Genomic DNA, 20,505 nt, shown 5'->3' with positions numbered 1-20,505 from the left:
ACCACAGCCCAAAACTCTGGTCCTGATTATTTCACTTCCACCCAGTCATAACTAAAGGTTCCCGTCTGTGCCGTGAGGTGATTTTTAGGCTTAAAGACCCTTTGAAACTGATCAACAAAAAGCGCCCCCCTGAAAACGGTTCCCGCGACAGAAACATCGTCAGCAACTGCGCCGAGCCCAATGGGGTCTGTAGGAAGCTCGCCCGTGACGCTAACAATCTTGCTTTTTTTGTACGTCGTTGCGACGCGATCGTTTGGGAAGGCTATTCGCGCAGCGCTACTTCTTGGGGTTAGCGGTTCCGTCACCGCATCTGTAATGTGAAGATGGATCCGATCGCTAACTATCGCATTGACTTTGGAGTCAGGCCCCGATCCTGGGGCGTTGCTGGCTAAATTATTGAGCTCTTGTATGAGCAAAAGTTTTGCTTTGCCTTTGATTGCACTTATGTTTGGCAATTTCCAATTTGCCACAAGATCGGCCAGCGCCTTTTGAGCGGAAAGGCGAGTCTTTTTATACAGGGATGCGAGTTTCGCGTAATAGGTGCGCTCGGCGTTAGTGATCGATAGTGCGCTCTTTGCAACTTGCGAGAACGCACCCTCACAATGCTTGCTTGCCTCGAACAAGGCATCGGCCATTCGAGTAATCGACTTTATATTTGTCTCATTTAAGATGGCGTCCCTCAATCGCGCATATGGGACTCGATGGGGCGCCGCAAGATCAGCGGTCTGGAGGTTTGCCTTCAAATATGACACATCATTCGTGGCCAGAACGGTTTCGATTCTGGCAGCCTGTTTTTTAGCAGTGCTGAAATCTGGGCGTTTGAAGTGATGTTTAGTAAGCCACTTAATTTCGATTCCATACGCTTTGGCCGAAAGGTTTCGGATGGCGCTTATGCTCCGTTTCTTGGTGGCAATTGCTGTGCTTTTTTTAGGCGTTCCAGTTGCCTTTGTCTTTATGCCTGTGCCCGCTGCCAGTCCCATAGATTTCCCTTCGCAAGAATCGTTTCGTAAGTGCGGCGCAGCTTGTTTTGGATAATTGCACTAGGCCGTCCCCTCCCGCCGCTGCTGCGATGCCTTGAGCTCCTGTTCCGCCCAAGGAGTCTGTCGTCCTATTGCGATTAATCCGTGCAGCGACGCGCCAACATTCGGTAATTGGCGGCACTGGCCAAACTTGCCTTGGCTAGAAAGCGAGTTCCACCCGATTGAACTGCGCGGAATTACGTTGGTTGCGCCTTAGCGCCGTTGGGCAGCGCATCCATGACATCGTTCACCGTTCTCCAATCCGACAACTGATCAGTATTGAACCGAAGCCCAAACCGCTTCTCGATGGCAACCAGCAGGTCGATACCATCAATGCTATCGATTCCTAGATCGGCCTTCAGCCTGGCTTCTGGAACAACCAAAGCGCGATCGACCTCGAAGCATTCGGCAATCAGATCGAGAATCTGCATTTTGATTTCGTCAATGTCGTTATTCATTCATCGCCTCAAAGATCAGGCAGGCATTTGTGCCGCCAAAACCAAACGAGTTTGAAAGGAACCTTTGCGGTGTTACTGACCGCGTCTCCCTGACCAAATCAAGGCCTACGCATGCAGGATCTGCCTCCAAAAGGTTTTTATTTGCCGCGATAAACCCGTGTTCTGCCATCAGCAAGCTGTAAGCGACTTCGGAGGCACCTGACATCCAGCATTCGTGACCAGTGACGCCTTTTGTCGATGAAACGGCTGGTTGGAATTCACCAAATACCGAAGCAATGGCAGCCGCCTCAAGAGCATCACCGGCGACGGTGCTTGTCGCGTGCGCATTCACATAATCGATTTGACCTGGCGACAGTCCGGATTGAGTGAGCGCTGAACTCATGCATCGGAACGCGCCATTTCCATCTGGGGATGTGATGTGGTTTCCGTCAGAGTTAAAGGCATATGCGCGCAACATGGCACGAATTCGCGCGCCGCGCGATTTGGCGTGGCGTGCCGACTCCAGAACAAGCACTGCGCCGCCACCACTGGGCACCAGCCCATCTCTATCCACGGAGAACGGTCGTGAGGCCAGCGTTGCATCACCCGCCCAGGTCGAGAATGCACCGAGCGCGTCGAAACCTGCCATACCTGCCCAATTGATCTCTTGCACCGCACCGACAATAACGATGTCTTGCTGACCGCTCTCGATCAACATGCCTCCAATGCCGATCGCATTGGCGCCCGAGGCACAAGCGGATGACATGGTCCAACATACGCCCTGCGTACCAAAAAGAACCGAAAGTGTCATCGATGGCGAGGAATTCATGCCATGAATGACTGCGGCCGATCCAAGCAAACGTGTGGTGCCATCACTGCGCGTAGCATCGGCAGTAACGCGGGAAGCGTCGGCTGCGGAATCGTTGCCGATGACTACACCACTCTGTGCATTCCGAAGCCGATCTCGATCAAGAGAGGCGTCCTGTATGGCGCGTATTGCGGCTACCGCGCCATACAGTGCAGGTTCGGACATGCTTCGCCGTTCTACGCGACTTAGAACCTCTGCAGGGTCAAAATCCTTGATGCGGCCTGTAAGTGCGCTTCGAAATCCAAGCGCAATTCGCTCGTCGTCGCGAATGATTCCACTCCTCCCCATTCGCAAAGCATCCGCGATCGCCGGCAGCGAATGACCAAGCGTCGAAACAAGACCGATGCCAGTGACAACAACGCTTTCCATCATCGTGTGAGATCCCTCTGGAATTGAGCGTGTTTTCCGCGCTAAAACACCCAAACGCTGTAGCAGCTAAGCACTGCGTACGCCTTCTTCTTAGCTTAGGGCGCAACTCATTTGCACGCCTCTGAAAGACCTTGCATCACGTGCAAGGAAGCAAGGCATCACATGCAAGCGATACATTGTGAAGTGCATCTTCACTCATCCATGCTGTGATGGACGTCACGTTGTTGGCCGTATTCGTTCTCATAAATTTCCTCGCGCTCAAGCGCCGAATTCGGACGCTTTGAAGGCTAAAGGGGACCACGCATACAGAGACATTCATCTGGCAGTTGCCGGAGTGGGTAGCTGTTTGCTCCGATCCGCTTTTCTTACGCATTACAACCACACCAACGCGCGTCAATGGAGTGAATATGTCCATCTTGCAGCTGGCCAAGGCCCTTAACCTCGATCTGGACCGCATTCGGAGAGGCGATGTCATCGAAACGAAAGTCGTCGCCAAATCCCCTGAGCATTTCAAAGAGCTGTTCGGTGCAATCAATGGCATTAGCCAAGAGCACCGCCCGTACGCTCGACACCATCTCGCTGAGAGCTGTTGCAGGGACTGCTATCAAGCGGGCCTGCATCACTTCAGTGATTTCCTCACCGGTGGCGTGCATGCGCTAGATACCGAGATCGGCAAGACCTTCTTCGACAAACGGTTTCCCATGGAGGTCGCCGTTACCGTCGGATCCGATATCACGCTGACGTCAGATGCGATCTTTCCGGCCGGGACTGCCCCAGTGTTCATTGCCTGCGAGAACCTTACGTTCAACGGCGGTTCGTACGTGCTCCAGAACACGCAGTTCACCCTCTGGGTTACCGAGCAGCTCAAGATCGTGAAAGGGGGAACTCGCCCTTATCACATTGGAATATTGGGTGCGCCCGGCTCTGCTGGTTCCGCGGGAAGTCCTGGCGACAGTCAAAATCCTGCACCCAACGGCCCCGATGCACCCACGCCTACGCCTGGCATATGCACAGGCGCCGGTAGTGGCGGCAATGGTGTTAATGGTCAGCCGGGCAACAAAGGCCATGACGGCAAAGAGGGACAAGATGGTTTGCCGAGCATTCTCTCCTCCATCAACGTCGCATCGTTTGCCTCCCCGCAAGCTCCCTTGGTGATCTTCGGTCAATCTGGGCAAGGTGGTGACGGTGGTGCGGGCGGTGCCGGCGGCCAGGGTCAGAAAGGTGGCAACGGAGGTAATGGATGCAGCTCCGGCTGCGAGGGAACCGACGGCGGCAACGGCGGTAACGGTGGCGATGGCGGCCTGGGTGGAAATGGCGGACAAGGCGGAAATTCGCCCAATGGCGGACAGCTTTTCGTCAACCTCCCTTCGAATCAGCAAGGCGCCAACTTCTTCGTATACCAGGGTGCGATGGCGAAGCCCGGTAAGGGCGGCGCATTAGGCCCGGCGGGGGCGCGCGGCGATGGCGGTACTGCTGGTAGCGGTGGTCACGGCAGCCGCGATGGTTCCAAAGGCAATAACGGCGCCGCGGGCAACAACGGCGCGAAAGGTACCGATGGTTCGCAATTTGGTGCCCCACCCCAGCTGATCCCGGGCACTTACGCGCCCCCCGCAGCTTAATTAGGCGAGAGGTGAGAACAATGATTCCCGATCTTTACGCTATCGAGCAGCACCAGTCCTTGCAGGGTAACGGCACCCTATTGCTGAAGCTCTTTGTCACCAAAAAAATTGCGACTATCGACCTGCTCTCCAAGCCGGTGTTTCACATTCAGTCGGCGCTCAAAGCATCGATTTACAACCAGAACCCGGTCAACATCGGTGCCGGCTCACTGACGCAATACATGAACTACCCAGCGATCTTCAATTTCGAGAAATCGTTGGTATCGGACGTCCCCGCTCAAGCAAACGGCTTACGACTGCACAACTATTCCCCGATCACGGTCAATTCGAGCATAACCACATCGCGAAGCGATTCATCCGACAAGCAGTTGACCAGCTCCATGGGACAGTCGGTCGGCTCTTCCACTGCGCAAACGAACTCCTTCGGGGTTAACGTGCAGGGTGGCGTGATGATGGACTTCCCGATGTTCACCGTCGGGTTGAGTTACGAGCACGCGTACACCGATCAGCAGTCCCGAGAGTCATCCAACTCATCCGGAACCGCGACGACACATGGCATGGGACAGCAGGATTCCTATTCCATTAAAGACTGGGGCATCTACTCAAAGATCGACAAAGAGAACCTCCAGGCGGGTTGGGTGTGCGGCCAGGAGTACCCGTGGGACGTCATGCAATTTCGCAGTCTTGACAGCAAGGGAAGCATCGACCTGCCCCAAGCGATCATAGACCGCATGCTGATGGACGACTGCGTTCTTCCACCGTCTCAGTTGTCTCAGTTTGGGACAGATTTCACGTTCACTGCAGAATGGAGCTTCACTCCAAATGGAGACCTTCCGGATGTTGATGCCAACATCCTTACGCTCAACGTCGGCAGTAAGTATGCACTTGCCTCCCATCAAAGGCTGGGTGCGCCGGGCAGCTACACCATCTCGGCGACTCTCGGCAGTGCAGCGACGAACCAGATGTCCCTATCGCTGACGTGGTGGCAATTGGAATGTCTCGCGTTGAATCCTCTCACCCCCGCCCGTAACGATGCCGGGATCAACTTCAACAAGTGCGACGCAAGCCAATTTCCTCCTGTAGGCAAGGGGGCACTCCTCCTGGCGTCACCGACGAACACGTTGCTTTGTAAAGCGTCGGGTTTTGCTCCGGGCATGATTGCCGACGTTTCTTTAACTTCCGCGACCTACACGATGGCTTTCAAGGTAACCGACACTGTCGGCGATCTGACCTTGTTGCTCAAACACTGGAAGGTCGACGACGCCCCTATCGCGCTCGCGATAACTATCAATGGTGTTGATTTGCCCCAGCAAACGGTGGATGCGACGCAAGGAAACGGATCCACCGCCAATCGCACGGACATCATTGTTCGTACCAGCGACTATATGGCCGAAGACTTCTGTGACTATGTCCAGGTTGGCATGAACACGATCACCATTACCGTAAAGCCACTAGCACCCGTAGCCAGTGGCCAAAAGGCGCGATACTGCCTCGCTGCGATTTTGGTTCGTTAGTCGCCTGCTTCAGCAGTGATACGAAGGAGTTCCCAGTGCCCAACAAGAACAAGCAAACAAAAAAAGGTGCCAAGTCATCAACGAAGACCAAAGTCAAAAAGGTCGGAACGGGCAAAGGCGCAAGCACTTCCATGAAATTGAAACGCCTGAGGGCACTGGGACTCAAAGATCTGCGGCGAGAAACCGACATCATGTCGGCCATAATTCGGGATCTCGCGAAAAGAAAGGGTGTATCGGTGGACATGACAAAGTCCATTCTCATCAAGAAACATGACACCGGCTCACGGCTTACTCGCGCCATCCGTGTGAGTAAGAAAGATCTATCGGATATGAAGAAGGCTAAGGAATTATTCGATAGGACCTATCGAATGGTCTGGGATGCGATGGATGAATTCGTTCGCACCTCCTTCATGCGCGACATCGTGCTGAGCTTAATTCCTGGCGATATGGATAAGGCAACATACGACGTCGTCGAGAACGGAATGCGAGTCTTGAGCGCGATTCGTATGCCAACGCGAATGTCCGGGTTCAATTTCAACGACGGTTTTGAGATTGGTGGCTTTTCGACGATGCAACACCCTACATCTCCAGGAACAGGGATGTGGCTAACCGACCTGACAGGCCATTCTTCAGCACACAATCATCTTGACGCTGCCCGGGTGACCGCGGTCATTGATGCGTTGAAGGAATTCATCAATTACGACCCGAAGACCGATACGTATTCACCCAAGGCAGGGGTTACGCTGCAAACCGTCATCTCGAAAATGATAGTTCGCGCCGGCACATTTACCTTTCGCTATTTCACGCATGCAGCCACCGCTGCCAATCAGACGACAGTGGCTTCTGTGACCCAAACGGAAAGAGAAACGCAGGCTAAAGTTCGCGAGTTCATGAAAGATCAGGTTGAGTCTTTTGGCGCGAGCCGCGCCACGGTGGCAGGACTCACCGCGGCCGCCGAGAAGCCAGGCGCTTTGTTACCTTCGGATCCGGGCAAAGTAAAGCCCACGTTTAAGCTGGATCTCACGCGGATTGCAAGGCCTGACTTGCTGGACACCGATCAGCTGAGCCCCAGGCGAACCACAAGCCCAGTAAAGTTCAGTGAGATTCAAGACGCTCTCGCGCAGTGACAAGTACGTCGCTTTGGGTCCATCTTTTGATCATTTTCCTGCACGCTACTCCAATACGCCAAGCTAACGTTCTCGTCGACAACGACCGCAGTGTCAAAGTTACGGTCGGTGTCCGAATGCCTTGCATAGTTAGCATGACCCGTGCAGCTCTTTGTCATCGTGCTCAATGAGGCCGCGGTCTCGCAGACGATACTCTAGGCTTCACGTGCGTGAATGGCACCCTCTTTCGGCATCGTTGGCGGGACTTCACTCACATCGTCGTGTGCGATTCCACCTCGCATCGTAAGTGACGTTTTTTCATCTCAACTCAGCACGTTACATTTTTCGCCAAACGGCAAGATTCCGACATAATCGGTTTTAGCGTTGCGGCATTTAGTTACGTCTTATTCAATGCGTCTTTACGAGAGTTTCGAGAAACGTCAGAAGACTCTCACGGACCGGCGAAGGTAGCGCACGCAGATGCTTCGAAACAGATGTAAAAGTAGTAATTGCACAGGCAGTATTTAGCTCCATATCTCCGATACCAAAAAGTAGCCAATCGGCGCTCATGCTTAGTTCGACGCAAAGTGCCACAACGTTCTGGAGGGTCATTGGGCCCTCGTTTCGCCATCGACTAACCGCACTCTCCGAAACGTTCAATTGTTTTGCCAGGACGCTTATCTTGGTGATACCTCGGACAGACATTGCTTTGCTGAGCCGCAATCCACGCGTTGCGTACGCGCCATAAAGTCCTTCCGCTGACGTGGCTGCAACTTGAACAGGGTCCATAGACATGCTCCTTATGCGTGCATACTGCTGTCGTCATCGGCGCTAACCCAGCTACCTTAAGTGCTGGAAAAATTCCCATACGAGTCACCGAAACGGTCCTGAACTTGCGCCACGTACATGAGCGCGTCGCGTCGAGCGGTTATGCTCTGCGCTGAAAAGAATCGCTGAACGCACCTGCCGTCGCAGGCTGCCACCGCAAAAGCGTCGAAGCGCTACCCAGCGGATTGGGCATGAATGCGATCGGTCGGTAGAACAGATGCTCGAGCGTCCGCCGAGCACCAGACGGCGCTCTCGCCAAAAATCGTCATCACCGTTGCCGGCCGTCACGCCCAGGCCGATCATCTAGCTTCGTTTGGCCAGCAAGGGGAAGGTTCGCCCACTCATCGCACGGGTACGGACGCCCATCCAATATCTGCAGTGTCTGACCGATATCGATCAGCTTCCTATGTGCATTATTTGGAATTACCGATCGGGCGTGACACTCAAAGGATAGCAGTACCAGCACAGCCACCATTCTCAGCTGGCTCCCTTGCCAACGTACGCACATCGAATTGCTCCCTGTGCCTCCGCGTTATGCGCAAGTGTCCCTGTACAGATAACGCGATAGCTAGCATCGCGTCAACAGTCAGCGCCTTTCGCAGGCGAAACATATTTTTCGGCGTCATTAGTTACGCGCATTGCAGTCTTCAACTGCAGTACACATCGACCTGACCGCAAGTAAAATCACTGACTGTTGTAAGACGAATGATCAGGCTTTCTTGGTCGCGTGCGAAACACACCAGCCCTTCGCGCTGACAGCCTTGCCCGGGAACAGCTGGCATGGACCAAAACCGCCTGGACCATTGGTGAAAAACTGGCAGTTGGCGCAGGTATCGCCGGCCACGCGCTTGGGATCGGTGGCCTTGCTGGCATCTTCAACGTAGCCCAGTGCCTTGGCGGTAGGATCTGTTTCCGCCAGATGCGGCAGATCCGCAGCGCGCGCGAAGCGCGGCAGGCCACCTATAACCACGGCGGCGGCAGTCCCAGCGGCAGCCTTGAGAAAATGACGGCGCGATTCAATGTCTTTCTCGTACGACATAGGTCCAACCTCTGCATTAATTGTGTTTCCACTCTTGGGCGACGGTATTGCTGGAAGCCGAATTTTGTCGGGCATCGGCCTCGCCGCCGCGGCAGCTGGCAGCATGTGAAGCTGGACGTTATTGGCGTTGCTGGTCCGCGTTTACCTTGGTCAGGTATGCGCTCAGCGCTTCCACTTCAGAGTCCAGGATCGGTGCTCCATATGCGTTTCGCATCCTGTTGATTTCGGTCTTCCACTCACTCTGAGTGAGTGCCGGTTGTCGGAGCACCATGCCGGCCGAGTGGCAAATTAGGCATTTACCAGCAATGTCGGAACCCGCACCAGCTGGAAAAGTTGCCGTACTGGACGGAAGTTCAACAGAAACCGAATGGATCGCCACGGGCGTCGACTGATGCTCTTGTGCCATTGACGCGCCGGAAGCCGCGAGCACCAGTGCTACCGCGCATTGCATGACAAGCAAAGGCTTCATGAGAATGCCCTTAGGCGATGGTGATTTTGGTCGATTCGGCCACATTACGCATGAAGCCGCCGGGATTCCAATTGGCAGTGGCTGGCTGCTCAACACCACGGGTGTTGATCGCTTTGACCATTAGCACGCTTTCACCACGCGCGGTTGGCGTGAAATGGGCGTTCCAGCGTCGGAAGCAGTATTTACCGTGGTCTTCTTCCAGGGTGGCGTCCGTCCAGTGCGCTCCCCCATCTCTCGACCAGACCACCTTGGATAATCCGGTGTCGCCGCCAAAGGCGATGCCGCGGATCTCTACGGTATGCCCCACGAGCACACGGTCACCGTCGCGCAGATTGGTGATGAAAGAGCGCGGCACCATGCGATTGATGGGCACACTCTTGAACCCCGTCTGGCCTGGCGTAATGCTCGCATGCGGAGTGTCCGGTATGAGGTATGCCTTGGCCATCCAATAGTTATCGTCGGCCTTGTTCAGTACCTCGATGTCATTGAGCATCTTCACCCAGTAGGTGGAGTACCAGCCCGGAACGATCAGCCGCAATGGGAATCCATTCAGTACCGGCAACTGCTCTCCGTTCATGCCGTAGGCGATCATGACCTCGCCATCCCTTGCATGATCGATGTCGAGCGATTTCAGGAAATCGGGCGTAGCCGCGAGAATGCCGCTGTCCAATCCGTTGAAGCGCACCTGTACTGCACCGCGACTTACCCCTGCCCTGTCGAGCACATCCTTCAGGCGCACGCCAGTCCAGCGTGCGCAACCCATGGCGCCGTTGGCCCACTGGCCGCCTGGAACGCGAGGATTAAAGAATCCACGCGAGTTACCGGAACACTGATTGATCGCTGCGATCTCAACCGACTCAAATTCGGTCATGAGCTGGTGCAGGCTAAGTGACAGCGGCTTGCTGAGGTGCCCATGCACCGTGAGACGAAACGCCTCCGCATCGATCTGAGTGGGAATATAAGGTAGATGCCAGCGCACGAAGAACCGATCATTGGGCGTGAAAACACCGTGATCAAATACATCGAATGGCGTTTCCAGCAACGGCGGCCGCGTCCGCAGAAGAATCATCTCGCCCTTTTGAGGAAAGGCACGAGTGAGCTCTCGCTCGCCGTTGACGAATGGCAGCCGGACCGAGTTTGCCGTGGCTCCCAGCGCGGTACTCCCACCGAGCAAGCGAATGGAACCAAAGAGGCCGGCCGCCTGCAGAAAGCGGCGCCGCGACGGCGTGTCGCACCTCAATTCCTTGCTCATGACAGTCACCCCTTGGCGCTAGGCCGAAAAGCCCGGGTTGTCTTGCCGTGTGGATACCAAGCAACGAATGTGTCTGATTTTACCACCACCAGGGCGGACTGCGGGGTGGCATCTAAACCAAGTGAAGCACCTTGAACGAGGCGTGGAATGGGTCAGAGACGTTTCCACCTAAGCACGGGGCGCGATCGCGGTCATGGTGCGAATGAGGAGATTGTCGTGAGAACACCTTATGGCATGACATATATAAAAGGCATGCGAAATCTATAAACAATGCATTTTTAGTCATGATCAAGCTGGCTCAGAATAGCCCTGCGTTCAAGAAACACCGCCAACACGGTGGACTTGAATTCATTTCACAAGCACTCGCTTTGAACTCACATCAGATGACACTCACGACGAAAATGCTTCGCCGCGAAACAACCGGGAGATATTCTCATGACAACGTCAACTCAAAATGCACAAACGTCCATTCGTCGTAAATTTTCTGTTTCAGCAGCGCGGTTGCTGGTTTTATCTATGGCCGCATCCGTAGGTGTATCGCACGCACAACAACCCACTGACTATCAGGGCGATGCCGTTCGCATCGAATTGCATAATCAGGTTCCGACGATCACGAACGAGTCGATACTGGAAGCAAACGCGTCGCGCACCAGCGCGCCTGGCAATGGCGAGATTAATGCCAACACCACTCGAATTGTCCTCTATGTTGGAGGAAATGAGCGTCCTTTCAAAGGGACTTACTGTGGCGAAAATCCAGTGCTCAAGACCATTAATAACATCCGTGCTGGCGACGTACTCATCGCATCGGCTCTGTGCAAGGGAAATCGTGAACTTGGCGTTGCGGATACCGGCGTGCCGTTGACCGCGCTCGATCCATCCGAGTTGCCCAAAACCCTGAAGTCGATTAAAAGTAATTTGGTGTATGTGCGGCAAGAGAATCGATTCAGCAACTCGATTGAAGGCGGCATGTAATTGTCTGCCTCCTCTAGTCGAGGCTTCTACGACTACTGGATTGATGATGTGTATTTTCCTGGACGCGCAAGGCGGGAGCGGCACCTCCCGCCTTGAACCGCCCCGGTTTTGCCGGAGGCTGTCTGGTTTGAGTCACGGTAGCGAATGCTGAGGTATTGCGGCTCACGGCCCGAATGATGAATCGACGCCTGGCGAGCGCATCACGGATCAAAGAAATCTCAGCTTCTGATCCAGCGAATAACGGCCGGGACCCGTGAGGTAGAGCAGAAGCAAACCACCGACGATGCAAATGTTCTTGTAGAAGGCAATCTCCGCCAGGAATCGTTCCGAACCCGCGAGACTCCAGTAGTGATGCCCAAGAACAGAAGTGGCACAGGTATAAACCGCCATCAACACCGCTAATGGTCTGGTAAACAAACCCGCGACAAGGGCGATACCGATGCCCACCTCTGCCGCAATGGCAATCAGGGTGGCGAGCGTAGGAAATGGAACATCCATATGAGCAAACAGGGTGACTGTCTCATCGAAACCCGTGAGCTTCGTTAAGCCGAATATGAGGAACAACAGCATCAAGAGAACTCGGGAAACGAGAAGGATGCCGTCCCTTCCCCATTCGGCTTTAGCTAGAGATGTCATGGTGATTTCCTTTGTCTGTGGCACAGAGTCGAAAGACTGGCCTTACTGCGTGAACCGATAGCGGCGGGCGCATTGCCGTTGTGAATGGTCTTGGCATCCATTGGGCTGCTCCCATACGTTGTCATCGGCGCAGCGTAGACGCGGTTGGGAAGACGCTATAGAACGCGAGTGCGCATCCATCGCTAACGCGCGAATAGCAAGGCGATCGGTGGAACTGGTCTTGGACTCGCCATCGTTGCCCCATTGATCCGCTCCATAGAGGGCAATCTGGTTTTGTCCAATCGCGACGGCGGCGGTCTGGCAGCGACCATCACGATTCCGCAAACGGTCGCATAACGCGCGCACTCCAGTGGATGCGCATGGGCATCGGCAGCCCAGCAACACGCAAACACGGTCATTTGCGGATGATTCGCCGCAACGGTTGCGCACTCGCGTTCTATGACCGTCGTTGAAGGCCTCCTATGGTTGATCGCCTGCTTTCATTCTTTTGATTTAGCCAATCTTGGAGGCCATATGACTGAACTTTGGAGCATGTCAGCGAGCGAACTCGCCGCACTGGTCCGCTCGCGCGAGGTGTCTGCACGCGAGGTGGCTGAAAATGCATTACGACGGCTCGATGCGGTCAATCCACGCATCAACGCCATTGTTGAGTGCCGCCCGGACGAGGTGCGGCGCCAAGCGGATCAGGTCGACGCCGCGCTTTCCCGTGGAACCGATCCCGGACCGCTCGCAGGCGTGCCGGTAACGGTAAAGATCAACACCGACGTGGAAGGTTACGCCACCACCAACGGCACGAGACTTCAGGAGCAGCTGGTTGCCAGCTCCAACAGTCCAGCGGTCGACAACCTGCTGCGCGCCGGTGCGGTGATGCTTGGTCGCAGCAACTCGCCGACGTTCGCATTGCGCTGGTTCACCAGCAACCTCGTGCACGGCAAGACGTTCAATCCGCGCGATGCACGACTCACCCCGGGCGGCTCGTCGGGCGGTGGCGCCGCAGCGATTGCGGCGGGCATCGGCAGTATCGCGCTGGGCACCGACATCGGCGGCTCGCTGCGCCATCCCGCCTACGCGTGCGGCATCCATGGGCTGCGCCCCAGCTTTGGCCGCGTGCCCGCTTACAACGCCTCTTCGCCCGAACGCGGCATCGGCCCGCAACTGATGTCCGCCAGCGGCCCAATGGCTCGCACGATACAAGACATTACGCTCGGTCTCTCCGTTATGTCGGGCGCCGATCTGCGCGATCCCTGGTACGTACCCCTGCCGCTCGATGGTCCGGTCATGCCGCGTCGCGCCGCGCTATGCCTGCGTCCCGGTGGCATGTCCATCGCTCCGGAGGTAGAGGCGGCCCTGTGGGACGCACGTGACCGGCTGGTGGATGCGGGTTGGCAGGTCGAGGAAATCGATGACACGCCGTCGGTAACCGAGGCCGCCGAAATCCAGGAGCAGTTGTGGCTCGGAGACGGCTTCGCCAATCTCATCGCTTCGGTGGAACGCGATGGCGACCCTGGCGCGCGAGCCGTCGTTGACGGCGTGCGTGACCGCGTGGCGGCGCTGACACCCGACGCGGTGGCGAGGGCGCTCGTGCGTCGCGCTACGGCCGTCCGCGAATGGCAGTTGTTCTTCGCGCGCCACCCAGTCCTGCTGGTGCCCGTGTCTGCGGAACTCCCCTTCCCGGATGACCTGGATCTCCAGGGGCGCGAAGGCTTCCAGCGTGTATGGGACGCGCAACTGCTGTTGCGCGCATTTCCAGCGGTGGGCCTGCCCGGATTGTCAGTCGCCACCGGTAGCGTGAACGGCACGCCCGTAGGCGTACAAATTGTCTCCGCGCGCTTTAGGGAAGACCTGTGCCTGCGGGCCGGCGCGGATATCGAGGCGCGTGGCGAGCGCGTCGTCGCGATAGATCCAGTCTGACGTTGCCACCCTATTGTCATCGTGGCCATGCATTCGCGGCGATGCATGGCCATGTGCTGTAACACACCACGTAAAAGACCGACGAGGTTCTGCCCGACACGCTCACGTGCCGATCGCAGCTTGGACCGTATCCGTTGATTATTGGGGTGCCAGCGGCAAGGCACCAGGCGCAGGCATCTTGGCGCTAATTCCGCTCAATCGAAATGGGTGCGCCTCGGCAGGTTGCGAGAGGCACTTCAACGCAAGATACGAATCATCGCCGTCATAATCCGACGAGACGCTCGGTTATCGGGATTTCCGACGCCGTCGACCAATGGTCGAGCGAGAAGATCACGCAGCAGGACTCTGCCAACCAGGGCTATTTGACGCGGCACGTCCGCCGAGCAGCCGGCGTGACGTTGCCGTGGTATGTGAAGGGATGCGCGAATGCCAGGCCATAGCTCATGGTTCGCCGCCATGGTGGGTTGGTGTTCGCGTTAAAGGGAAGCTTGCGACATCAGTCCAGCACCAGGATCCCTTCGACCTCGATGCGGAAGCCCTGTGGCAAGCCAGCAATGCGCACGGCGGCGCGCGCGGGATATGGGGCCGTGAAGTATTCACCCATGATGGCGTTGAGCTTGGGCGCGTCGGCAAGGTCGGTAAGATAGACATTGAGCTTGACCATGTGCGCCAGATCACCGCCTGCGGCTTCCGCCACGGCTCTCAGGTTGCGGAATACCTGGTGGATTTCCGCCTCGGCCGTATCGTTCACCGGACGCTGCGTCTCGGGACAAATGGGCAACTGGCCGGAAAGATATACCGTGTTACCAGTGCGCACGGCCTGACTGTATGGACCGATCGCGGCAGGCGCATGGTCGGTGTGAATGATCTTGCTGCTCATTGGGATAGTCCCGCGTGTTGTCGTCAGTGGCACAACATATAGTCGGTTAGCCAGGCGCTATAGAACGCCAGTGCGCAAGCGCAACGAACACGGAGCGGCGACGTATCCACATCGTGCGTGCCAGAACGATCAACGAGCAATTGTGATCATCAATGATGCCTGTGCCACGGCGCCGGCACGACTTCGCGTTCGCCTGGATCTCCCAGCGGACGCAAAGAACGCGCCTTGGCCGGTCTTTTTTTGTATCAGACCGTATCTGTCGCCCCCTCCTACACGTTTGAATGCGCTTTATCGCCTGCGACGACATATCCGGGATACGTCAAGACGTTCTCCTAGGCACACCGACCAGCGGCTCGCCACCAGGGCCAGGCGATCAGTCTCGAGACGACATGACAGAACTATGGAAATTGCCCGCCAGTGACATTTTTCACAACGTAAAGTTGAGGGAAGGTTCGACGCGATTTGTAATTACAGCCGCAGGGATTTCGAACAAAACAAAGACACAGTCTCGTACCGATCGCCACCAGACAGGAATCGCGGCTCAGCTGGATGACCAACGCAACGACGTCCGGAGCAAGCATCTTGAAGACTCTGGTGCGTGGAGCGAAGCCGGCGACCCTATTCCGGCAGGACTAGCTGCCGTCCGACAGCGCGGCCTGCCACGTATTGCACTGCGCCGGGCCATCGATGCCATACATAGGCGGCTTGGCGAAAAGATGGTGCTGCAGGACATCGCGGATGCCGCTTGCATGAGTCGCTTTCACTTTGCGCGACTCTTCCGTCGAAGCACTGGCTACAGTCCTATGAAGTATCTGCTGCACGCTCGACTTGAGCAGGCGAAGGCCTTACTTCGCCAGCGCGCCATGCCTATCAGCGACATTGCCGTCGAGACTGGCTTTGCCGACCAGAGTCACTTGACGCGGCACTTCCGCCGCACCGTCGGCATGACTCCGCTTCAGTACGTTCGCCGATGCGTGGACGAGCTGCAAGCCGCACAAATTCAATCGATTTCCGTCACGCATGGAAGAGTCTAAACATGAAAACAAAATACATGCTCGCCGTGGCAAAAAACGACGCGGACTACTCCACCTCCATTGAATCGGCGCGGCGGTCTTGCCTTGTCATCGCTCATTCGGCGCAGGTCGTCAAGGCAGCGCTGAACATCGATGCTGACCTGGAGATGGTTCTGGATTGGTTCGAGAACGACTTCATCGATGAACTCGGCGGAACAGCCATGCACCTCGTATTACAGGGTAGACACGCCCAGGTGATCGCCTTTCTTGATCGCGTCGCACGCGACATGGCGATGAATGCGTTAGGCGCGCAGCGTGAATCTAGTCGCGCGTCGCGAGGACACGTCTCAGCTGAGCGGCACAGGATCTACCCGAACTCCAACGAACGGACCACCATTCTTCCGCCCGGTGAAGCAGTAGCTTTCGGGTAGCTGTATCGACCATATCGACTTGTGACATGCGTCGGAACACGGTCTGGCTTGTACTCGACCTCGCACTGTGCAGATAGGCATCGCCCTGGACCTGCCCTCCTGCCTCGATGCGCCCACCTTAAGACAGGCGGGCATCCGTGAGCTCGATATCCACCAGAATTGGCTCTTGAGGGCGCCCGGTTGCGTCGTAAGCATATACACGGCGACGCCTCGGAAGGAGTATGCCGTCGTAGTTTTCATAGTCGTCCGCGTAGTTCGCGCCCACGGCGCCACCCATGATGTCCACGACGTAGTCGTATCTGCGCACCAGACCATCTTTGTCGATGTATGCCACAGCCTCCCGGCCATGCGTCGTCAGGCTGTCTGGGTAGGTGATATGCAGCCTTTCCCAACTTTCACTCCCTTCATTCCAGGGAGTGGACACGGTGCGGACGGTGACTCCCGGACGAGAAAAGAGGAATGGGCTGTTGTAGTAAGTCCACAACGCGTAGCTGCAAAAGTAGACCGCATCCGCGGCATCCCATGGGGTCGCGATGAAATGGCCGTCAAAACGATCGCGCGGCTGTTGGCGTCGCTCAACGATGCCGGGCGGAGTGTGCAATACCGTCAGGTCAGGGGTGAACTCTGACCTGTGATCATCCGCGTCAGGAAACTGCATTCTTACGGTTTGTGTTCTGGTGTCAATCGAGGCCGAGAAGCGTGACAAGATGTCCGGCTGCCCTTTCACATGCCAGATGGCACCAGAAATTTTGAATCCAAGATGGAGTTCCTTGATGTCAGCCCAGCGCTCTGCACCGCCGTGGGCATTGATGGCTTTTTGAAGTAATGGAAGCATGAGAGGCATCTCCGTATGAGAAGACTCAGTCAACGATATTCCGACACTTCTTACTCTGCCCCAATACCCTAACGGAAATCTGCATTGGTTTCATTGCAGAATCAGCAACCACCCTTTACCCGGTTCGACAGGAATGGCATCGCCCGGCTTGAATGTCGCCGCAGGCTGAAAACCGGCGATGGCTGGTGCGACCAGCGTTGCAGCAGCCGGCTCGATACCAAGCGCTTTCCAGTCGATATGCAGGTTGACGCGGGTTTCATCCGGCGCCCATGAAGCCAAGGCGATGAGCGTTTTGCCGTTGCGCACATAGCTGGTGGCGAGCACATCGTCACGGCGGGTTTGCACGGGCGTGTCGTGCACCCACCAGCCGATCATATCGGCTTGCTCGATGCCGAAGCTGTCCCACAGCTTCCACAGTTCGCGTGGATCGCCACCCGTCCATGGCAAACGATTGGTCATGCCAAATAGCATGCCGCGCCAAGGGTTGCCGCCACCTTGCAGCATCTCCCCCATCAGACCATATGGAATGCCGGAAATCTCGGTGAGCCAGTACGAAGGCGATGTGTGCTGGTAATCGAATTCCTCGCCAAACCAGAGTCGATCGATATATGGAAACAGCTCCATATAAAGCAGCGCGCTATTGATATGGCCGTCGCGTGGGTTGAATTGGTTGGCCGAATGAAGATCGATCAAGGGATGCGGGCGCCGCGCTTGCAACACCTTGCGTACGCGCTTCATCGTGATGCGGTCGTACGCGACATCGTCGAGGTAGAGACCATCGATGCCGATGTTGCGTGCCAGCCAGTCCAGCCCTTCGATGTAGTAGTTGTGCCAACGGCTTTGCCCCGCGTCGACCACGGCGGCGTCGCGGTTTTCCGGCACATGCCAGGCCGCGATGTAATCGCCATCCAGGTGTTCCTGCAGCCAGGAAAAGCCGCCGCCCGCACCGGTGCTGATGATCTCGTGGCCCAGGCTTTCCAGCACCGGCAGTTCCGGTGCGCGATCGGATAGTTCGCGAATGGTGTCGTAGATCTTTACTTCCATGCCGCGTTGATGCGCCGCGTCCACATAGGCGCGCATCTTCGCGGGCTCGAGGAACGGATAGTTGATCCAGGGATTGATCGGCGTGGCGTGATGAATGTTCACCACGTTGGCGCCCTCGCCCTTGATGGTGTCCAGATCTCCGTAGGCGTGGAAATAACGCTCCGCAAAATGCTCAGCCGGATGAATCGTCTTGAACGGCGTGACGCGCATGACGACGTCGTAATGCAATGCCTGTCCGGCAGACATGATGCGCGGACCACTGAATGCCGTGACCAGATAGCGTGTTCCGTCACGCTTGAACGTCACACCACCCTGCCCTTGATTATCCCAAGAGGTGGGCATCACCAGCGGCTGGTCATGGTAGAAGTTGGTATTGAGCGGTCGACGGTAGTGTTCGTCGCGAAGATGGAATTCGAGCCCGCCGTTTACGGCGCCGATCCATGCACCATCCTGATTGTTCTGCACGTTCCAGTGCCAGCTGAAGTCGCCCGGGGCGTGATCGCCCGCTCGGCCAAGGCCGAGCTCGTACTGGGCCACATCGTTGCGCAAGGGAATTTCCAGGCGGATGTCATTCAGCGCTATGGACTTGGTTGCAGTCAGCACAACCGAATAAATCAGCGTGCCATCAGCTTCTAGGCTAGCGTTGACGACACTCTTCAACGGCCCCACAGCACCTGTGGCTTGCCAATGGACCTTGGCCGGGCCATCGATCTGCACATTCGGCGCAGCAGATGAGGAAAGCGCATGTGTACCGCCGGCATCCTGCACCAGCAGTTGCATCGGGGCGGCAAGCAGCTGCAGCGGTGTTTTGCTGAAGCCGGTCATGCGCTCGTCGAAATGGCTATCGATTTGCGCCGGCAGGCCGTTGCGAGCCAGCGTGATGTCTCGCCCGAGTATGCCAAGTTTGCTGCCCTGCACTGTCACCGAGGTGAATGGCTTGACGAGGTTGTCGTCCTGCGCAAGCGTGGAGTTGAGCCAGCGCAGACGAGTGAGCTTGAAGGGATCATCATCGCCATGTGCGACGGCTTCCCCGCTACCCACGGTAACGACTAGCGGTATCGCTTGCGCAGGCACGTCATCGGCACTGAGCGTTACGCTGCCGCGATAGATACCGGGTTTCGCGGTTGCGGGGATATCCAGACCCATCCATAACGGCTGCACACGACCTTGCGGAATGTTGACGTGTGCGACAAACGTTTTATCGGTGTAATCCGTGCCACCCAAGTTGAAGCATGTAAACGCCGATGCTGAAATGACGGCGCCATCCGGACCTTTTAAATCGGAAAAACTCACCTGCACGTTCTGGATGTCACGCCGCGCTGCCCATGCGCCAACCTGATAGCTCAAGTATTCGCCACGCTGTGCGCTATCGGCGAAACTGCCGCCCGCGCCACGCTGCGCCCAACGCTCGGGAATCTGATCGAACATCCGCACCGGATGTTCGCGCGTCTCCGGAAACAACAACCAAGGCGCATCCGGATGTGCTGCAAGCAAGGCTGTGATTTCCTGCGGCGCAGCCGAACGCTCCATGTCGGTATACGCATCGAAGTCGTCCACCGCCTGATAACCGAGCAGCTTGGCGTGCGGCAGTTTTGCTTCGCGCGAAGGATTGTTGGCGCCACTGGATTTCAGCCACGCTGCATCGGCGGTATCGCGCGGCGCCTGATAGGTTACGGTCGGATAATTTGAACGACCGTTCGCGATGTAAGGCTGGTAATAGATCGCATAGACACCCGCCTCTTTCGCTTCGAATACCAGTTCGCCCGACGTTTGATCGATATGCACACGCGCGACGTTGTCGACGATGTTCCCGTCAGGATCGACAACAATGGTCGCGACCTGATCGGGATGCGCATCGCGCCGATGCCATGGCAGCACGGCACGCACGGCCGTGGCAGGCTTGTCGACTTGCACGATATAGCGATGATTGCCGAAGCGGTCCGCATTCCAGCGCAACGGCACAGGCTGAATCTCCGCTCTGAGACTTACAACAGCGCCCCATGCAGCCAGTGCCAACACGCAAGATACGAACCGCTTGTGCATCGTTTTCTCCGTTGCCGCAGCTTTTTCTCACCGGGATCAGTGAGTGGCAGGAATCATAAAGACTATCGAAGGAAAAAGTAAACAAACGTAAAATAACGTTCCACTGGGGCCTAAGCGTCGCTGAGCATCTCGGAAGAGAGCCAAGAATGTGAGAATTGCGCATAATTCATGCGTATCTTTTGCCACACTTCAAGAAAAACCCGGGAAAAGCACGGGCAAT

General features: G+C 56.4%; 18 protein-coding genes. 7 read left to right on the top strand and 11 right to left on the bottom strand.

Features of this window, described 5'->3' with window-relative positions; genetic code table 11:
• Positions 1–26: 26 nt before the first annotated feature.
• The 3 genes from DWU99_RS02255 to DWU99_RS02245 all read right to left on the bottom strand — a co-directional run bounded on the left by DWU99_RS02255 (position 27) and on the right by DWU99_RS02245 (position 2,696).
• Positions 27–980 carry a hypothetical protein gene (locus DWU99_RS02255; protein WP_115476365.1) on the bottom strand — a complete coding sequence of 318 codons (954 nt, stop codon included), beginning with the start codon at positions 978–980 and terminating at the stop codon, positions 27–29.
• Positions 981–1,216: 236 nt separating this feature from the next.
• A complete protein-coding gene (locus tag DWU99_RS02250; RefSeq protein WP_115476364.1) occupies positions 1,217–1,477 on the bottom strand; it encodes an acyl carrier protein in 261 nt (86 codons plus the stop codon).
• Positions 1,470–2,696 (bottom strand): beta-ketoacyl-[acyl-carrier-protein] synthase family protein, encoded by a 1,227-nt coding sequence (locus DWU99_RS02245; RefSeq protein WP_115476363.1) that lies wholly within the window; start codon positions 2,694–2,696, stop codon positions 1,470–1,472. The genes DWU99_RS02250 and DWU99_RS02245 overlap by 8 nt, the downstream gene beginning before the upstream one ends.
• A gap of 404 nt (positions 2,697–3,100) precedes the next feature.
• Between DWU99_RS02245 and DWU99_RS02235 the strand changes: the two genes are divergently transcribed.
• Genes DWU99_RS02235 through DWU99_RS02225 form a run of 3 tightly spaced genes read left to right on the top strand, consistent with a single transcriptional unit; the run spans position 3,101 to position 6,953 of the window.
• Entirely contained in the window at positions 3,101–4,312 is a 1,212-nt protein-coding gene (locus DWU99_RS02235) for a collagen-like protein (RefSeq protein WP_147292875.1), read from the top strand.
• Positions 4,313–4,332: 20 nt separating this feature from the next.
• Complete coding sequence (locus DWU99_RS02230; RefSeq protein ID WP_115476360.1) at positions 4,333–5,826, top strand: hypothetical protein; 1,494 nt, start codon at positions 4,333–4,335, stop codon at positions 5,824–5,826.
• A 35-nt stretch (positions 5,827–5,861) separates the two neighbouring features.
• Positions 5,862–6,953: a hypothetical protein gene (locus DWU99_RS02225; protein WP_115476359.1), complete on the top strand. Its 1,092-nt coding sequence runs from the start codon at positions 5,862–5,864 to the stop codon at positions 6,951–6,953.
• A gap of 387 nt (positions 6,954–7,340) precedes the next feature.
• On the opposite strand, the gene DWU99_RS21420 is transcribed toward DWU99_RS02225, so the two are convergent.
• The 4 genes from DWU99_RS21420 to DWU99_RS02205 form a co-directional block, all read right to left on the bottom strand.
• Entirely contained in the window at positions 7,341–7,721 is a 381-nt protein-coding gene (locus tag DWU99_RS21420; protein WP_158543211.1) for a helix-turn-helix domain-containing protein, read from the bottom strand.
• A gap of 748 nt (positions 7,722–8,469) precedes the next feature.
• Positions 8,470–8,799: a high-potential iron-sulfur protein gene (locus DWU99_RS02215; RefSeq protein WP_115476357.1), complete on the bottom strand. Its 330-nt coding sequence runs from the start codon at positions 8,797–8,799 to the stop codon at positions 8,470–8,472.
• Positions 8,800–8,917: 118 nt separating this feature from the next.
• Complete coding sequence (locus DWU99_RS02210; RefSeq protein ID WP_115476356.1) at positions 8,918–9,268, bottom strand: cytochrome c; 351 nt, start codon at positions 9,266–9,268, stop codon at positions 8,918–8,920.
• Positions 9,269–9,278: 10 nt separating this feature from the next.
• On the bottom strand, positions 9,279–10,520 hold the full coding sequence (locus tag DWU99_RS02205) for a molybdopterin-dependent oxidoreductase (RefSeq protein ID WP_115476355.1): 1,242 nt from the start codon (positions 10,518–10,520) through the stop codon (positions 9,279–9,281).
• 435 nt (positions 10,521–10,955) lie between these two features.
• On the opposite strand from DWU99_RS02205, the gene DWU99_RS02200 reads away from it, so the two are divergent.
• Positions 10,956–11,492: a hypothetical protein gene (locus DWU99_RS02200; RefSeq protein WP_147292874.1), complete on the top strand. Its 537-nt coding sequence runs from the start codon at positions 10,956–10,958 to the stop codon at positions 11,490–11,492.
• A 207-nt stretch (positions 11,493–11,699) separates the two neighbouring features.
• Here DWU99_RS02200 and DWU99_RS02195 read toward each other — a convergent pair whose 3' ends face one another.
• Positions 11,700–12,128 carry a DoxX family protein gene (locus tag DWU99_RS02195; protein WP_115476353.1) on the bottom strand — a complete coding sequence of 143 codons (429 nt, stop codon included), beginning with the start codon at positions 12,126–12,128 and terminating at the stop codon, positions 11,700–11,702.
• A 513-nt stretch (positions 12,129–12,641) separates the two neighbouring features.
• On the opposite strand from DWU99_RS02195, the gene DWU99_RS02190 reads away from it, so the two are divergent.
• Positions 12,642–14,039 carry an amidase family protein gene (locus DWU99_RS02190; RefSeq protein ID WP_115476352.1) on the top strand — a complete coding sequence of 466 codons (1,398 nt, stop codon included), beginning with the start codon at positions 12,642–12,644 and terminating at the stop codon, positions 14,037–14,039.
• Between the two features lie 496 nt (positions 14,040–14,535).
• Here DWU99_RS02190 and DWU99_RS02185 read toward each other — a convergent pair whose 3' ends face one another.
• The gene (locus DWU99_RS02185) at positions 14,536–14,919 is read right to left on the bottom strand and encodes a RidA family protein (RefSeq protein ID WP_115476351.1); all 384 of its coding nucleotides are present in this window, start codon (positions 14,917–14,919) and stop codon (positions 14,536–14,538) included.
• Between the two features lie 389 nt (positions 14,920–15,308).
• On the opposite strand from DWU99_RS02185, the gene DWU99_RS02180 reads away from it, so the two are divergent.
• Both DWU99_RS02180 and DWU99_RS02175 read left to right on the top strand, forming a co-directional pair.
• Positions 15,309–15,953, top strand: coding sequence for a helix-turn-helix domain-containing protein (locus DWU99_RS02180; RefSeq protein ID WP_158543210.1), 645 nt, complete (start codon positions 15,309–15,311; stop codon positions 15,951–15,953).
• A 2-nt stretch (positions 15,954–15,955) separates the two neighbouring features.
• Positions 15,956–16,363 carry a hypothetical protein gene (locus DWU99_RS02175; protein WP_115476349.1) on the top strand — a complete coding sequence of 136 codons (408 nt, stop codon included), beginning with the start codon at positions 15,956–15,958 and terminating at the stop codon, positions 16,361–16,363.
• A 118-nt stretch (positions 16,364–16,481) separates the two neighbouring features.
• Here the strand turns inward: DWU99_RS02175 and DWU99_RS02170 are convergent, their stop codons facing one another.
• Together DWU99_RS02170 and DWU99_RS02165 are read right to left on the bottom strand one after the other, a co-directional pair.
• Positions 16,482–17,198, bottom strand: a complete 717-nt coding sequence (locus DWU99_RS02170; protein WP_115476348.1) for a hypothetical protein — start codon at positions 17,196–17,198, stop codon at positions 16,482–16,484.
• 90 nt (positions 17,199–17,288) lie between these two features.
• Positions 17,289–20,285 carry a glycoside hydrolase domain-containing protein gene (locus DWU99_RS02165; RefSeq protein ID WP_147292873.1) on the bottom strand — a complete coding sequence of 999 codons (2,997 nt, stop codon included), beginning with the start codon at positions 20,283–20,285 and terminating at the stop codon, positions 17,289–17,291.
• Between the last annotated feature and the right edge of the window lie 220 nt (positions 20,286–20,505).

The sequence above is a fragment of the Dyella psychrodurans genome (assembly GCF_003363265.1).
Classification (GTDB): domain Bacteria; phylum Pseudomonadota; class Gammaproteobacteria; order Xanthomonadales; family Rhodanobacteraceae; genus Dyella_B; species Dyella_B psychrodurans.
Note: the sequence above shows the minus strand (reverse complement) of the source record. Positions and strands in the feature narration are given on the sequence as shown.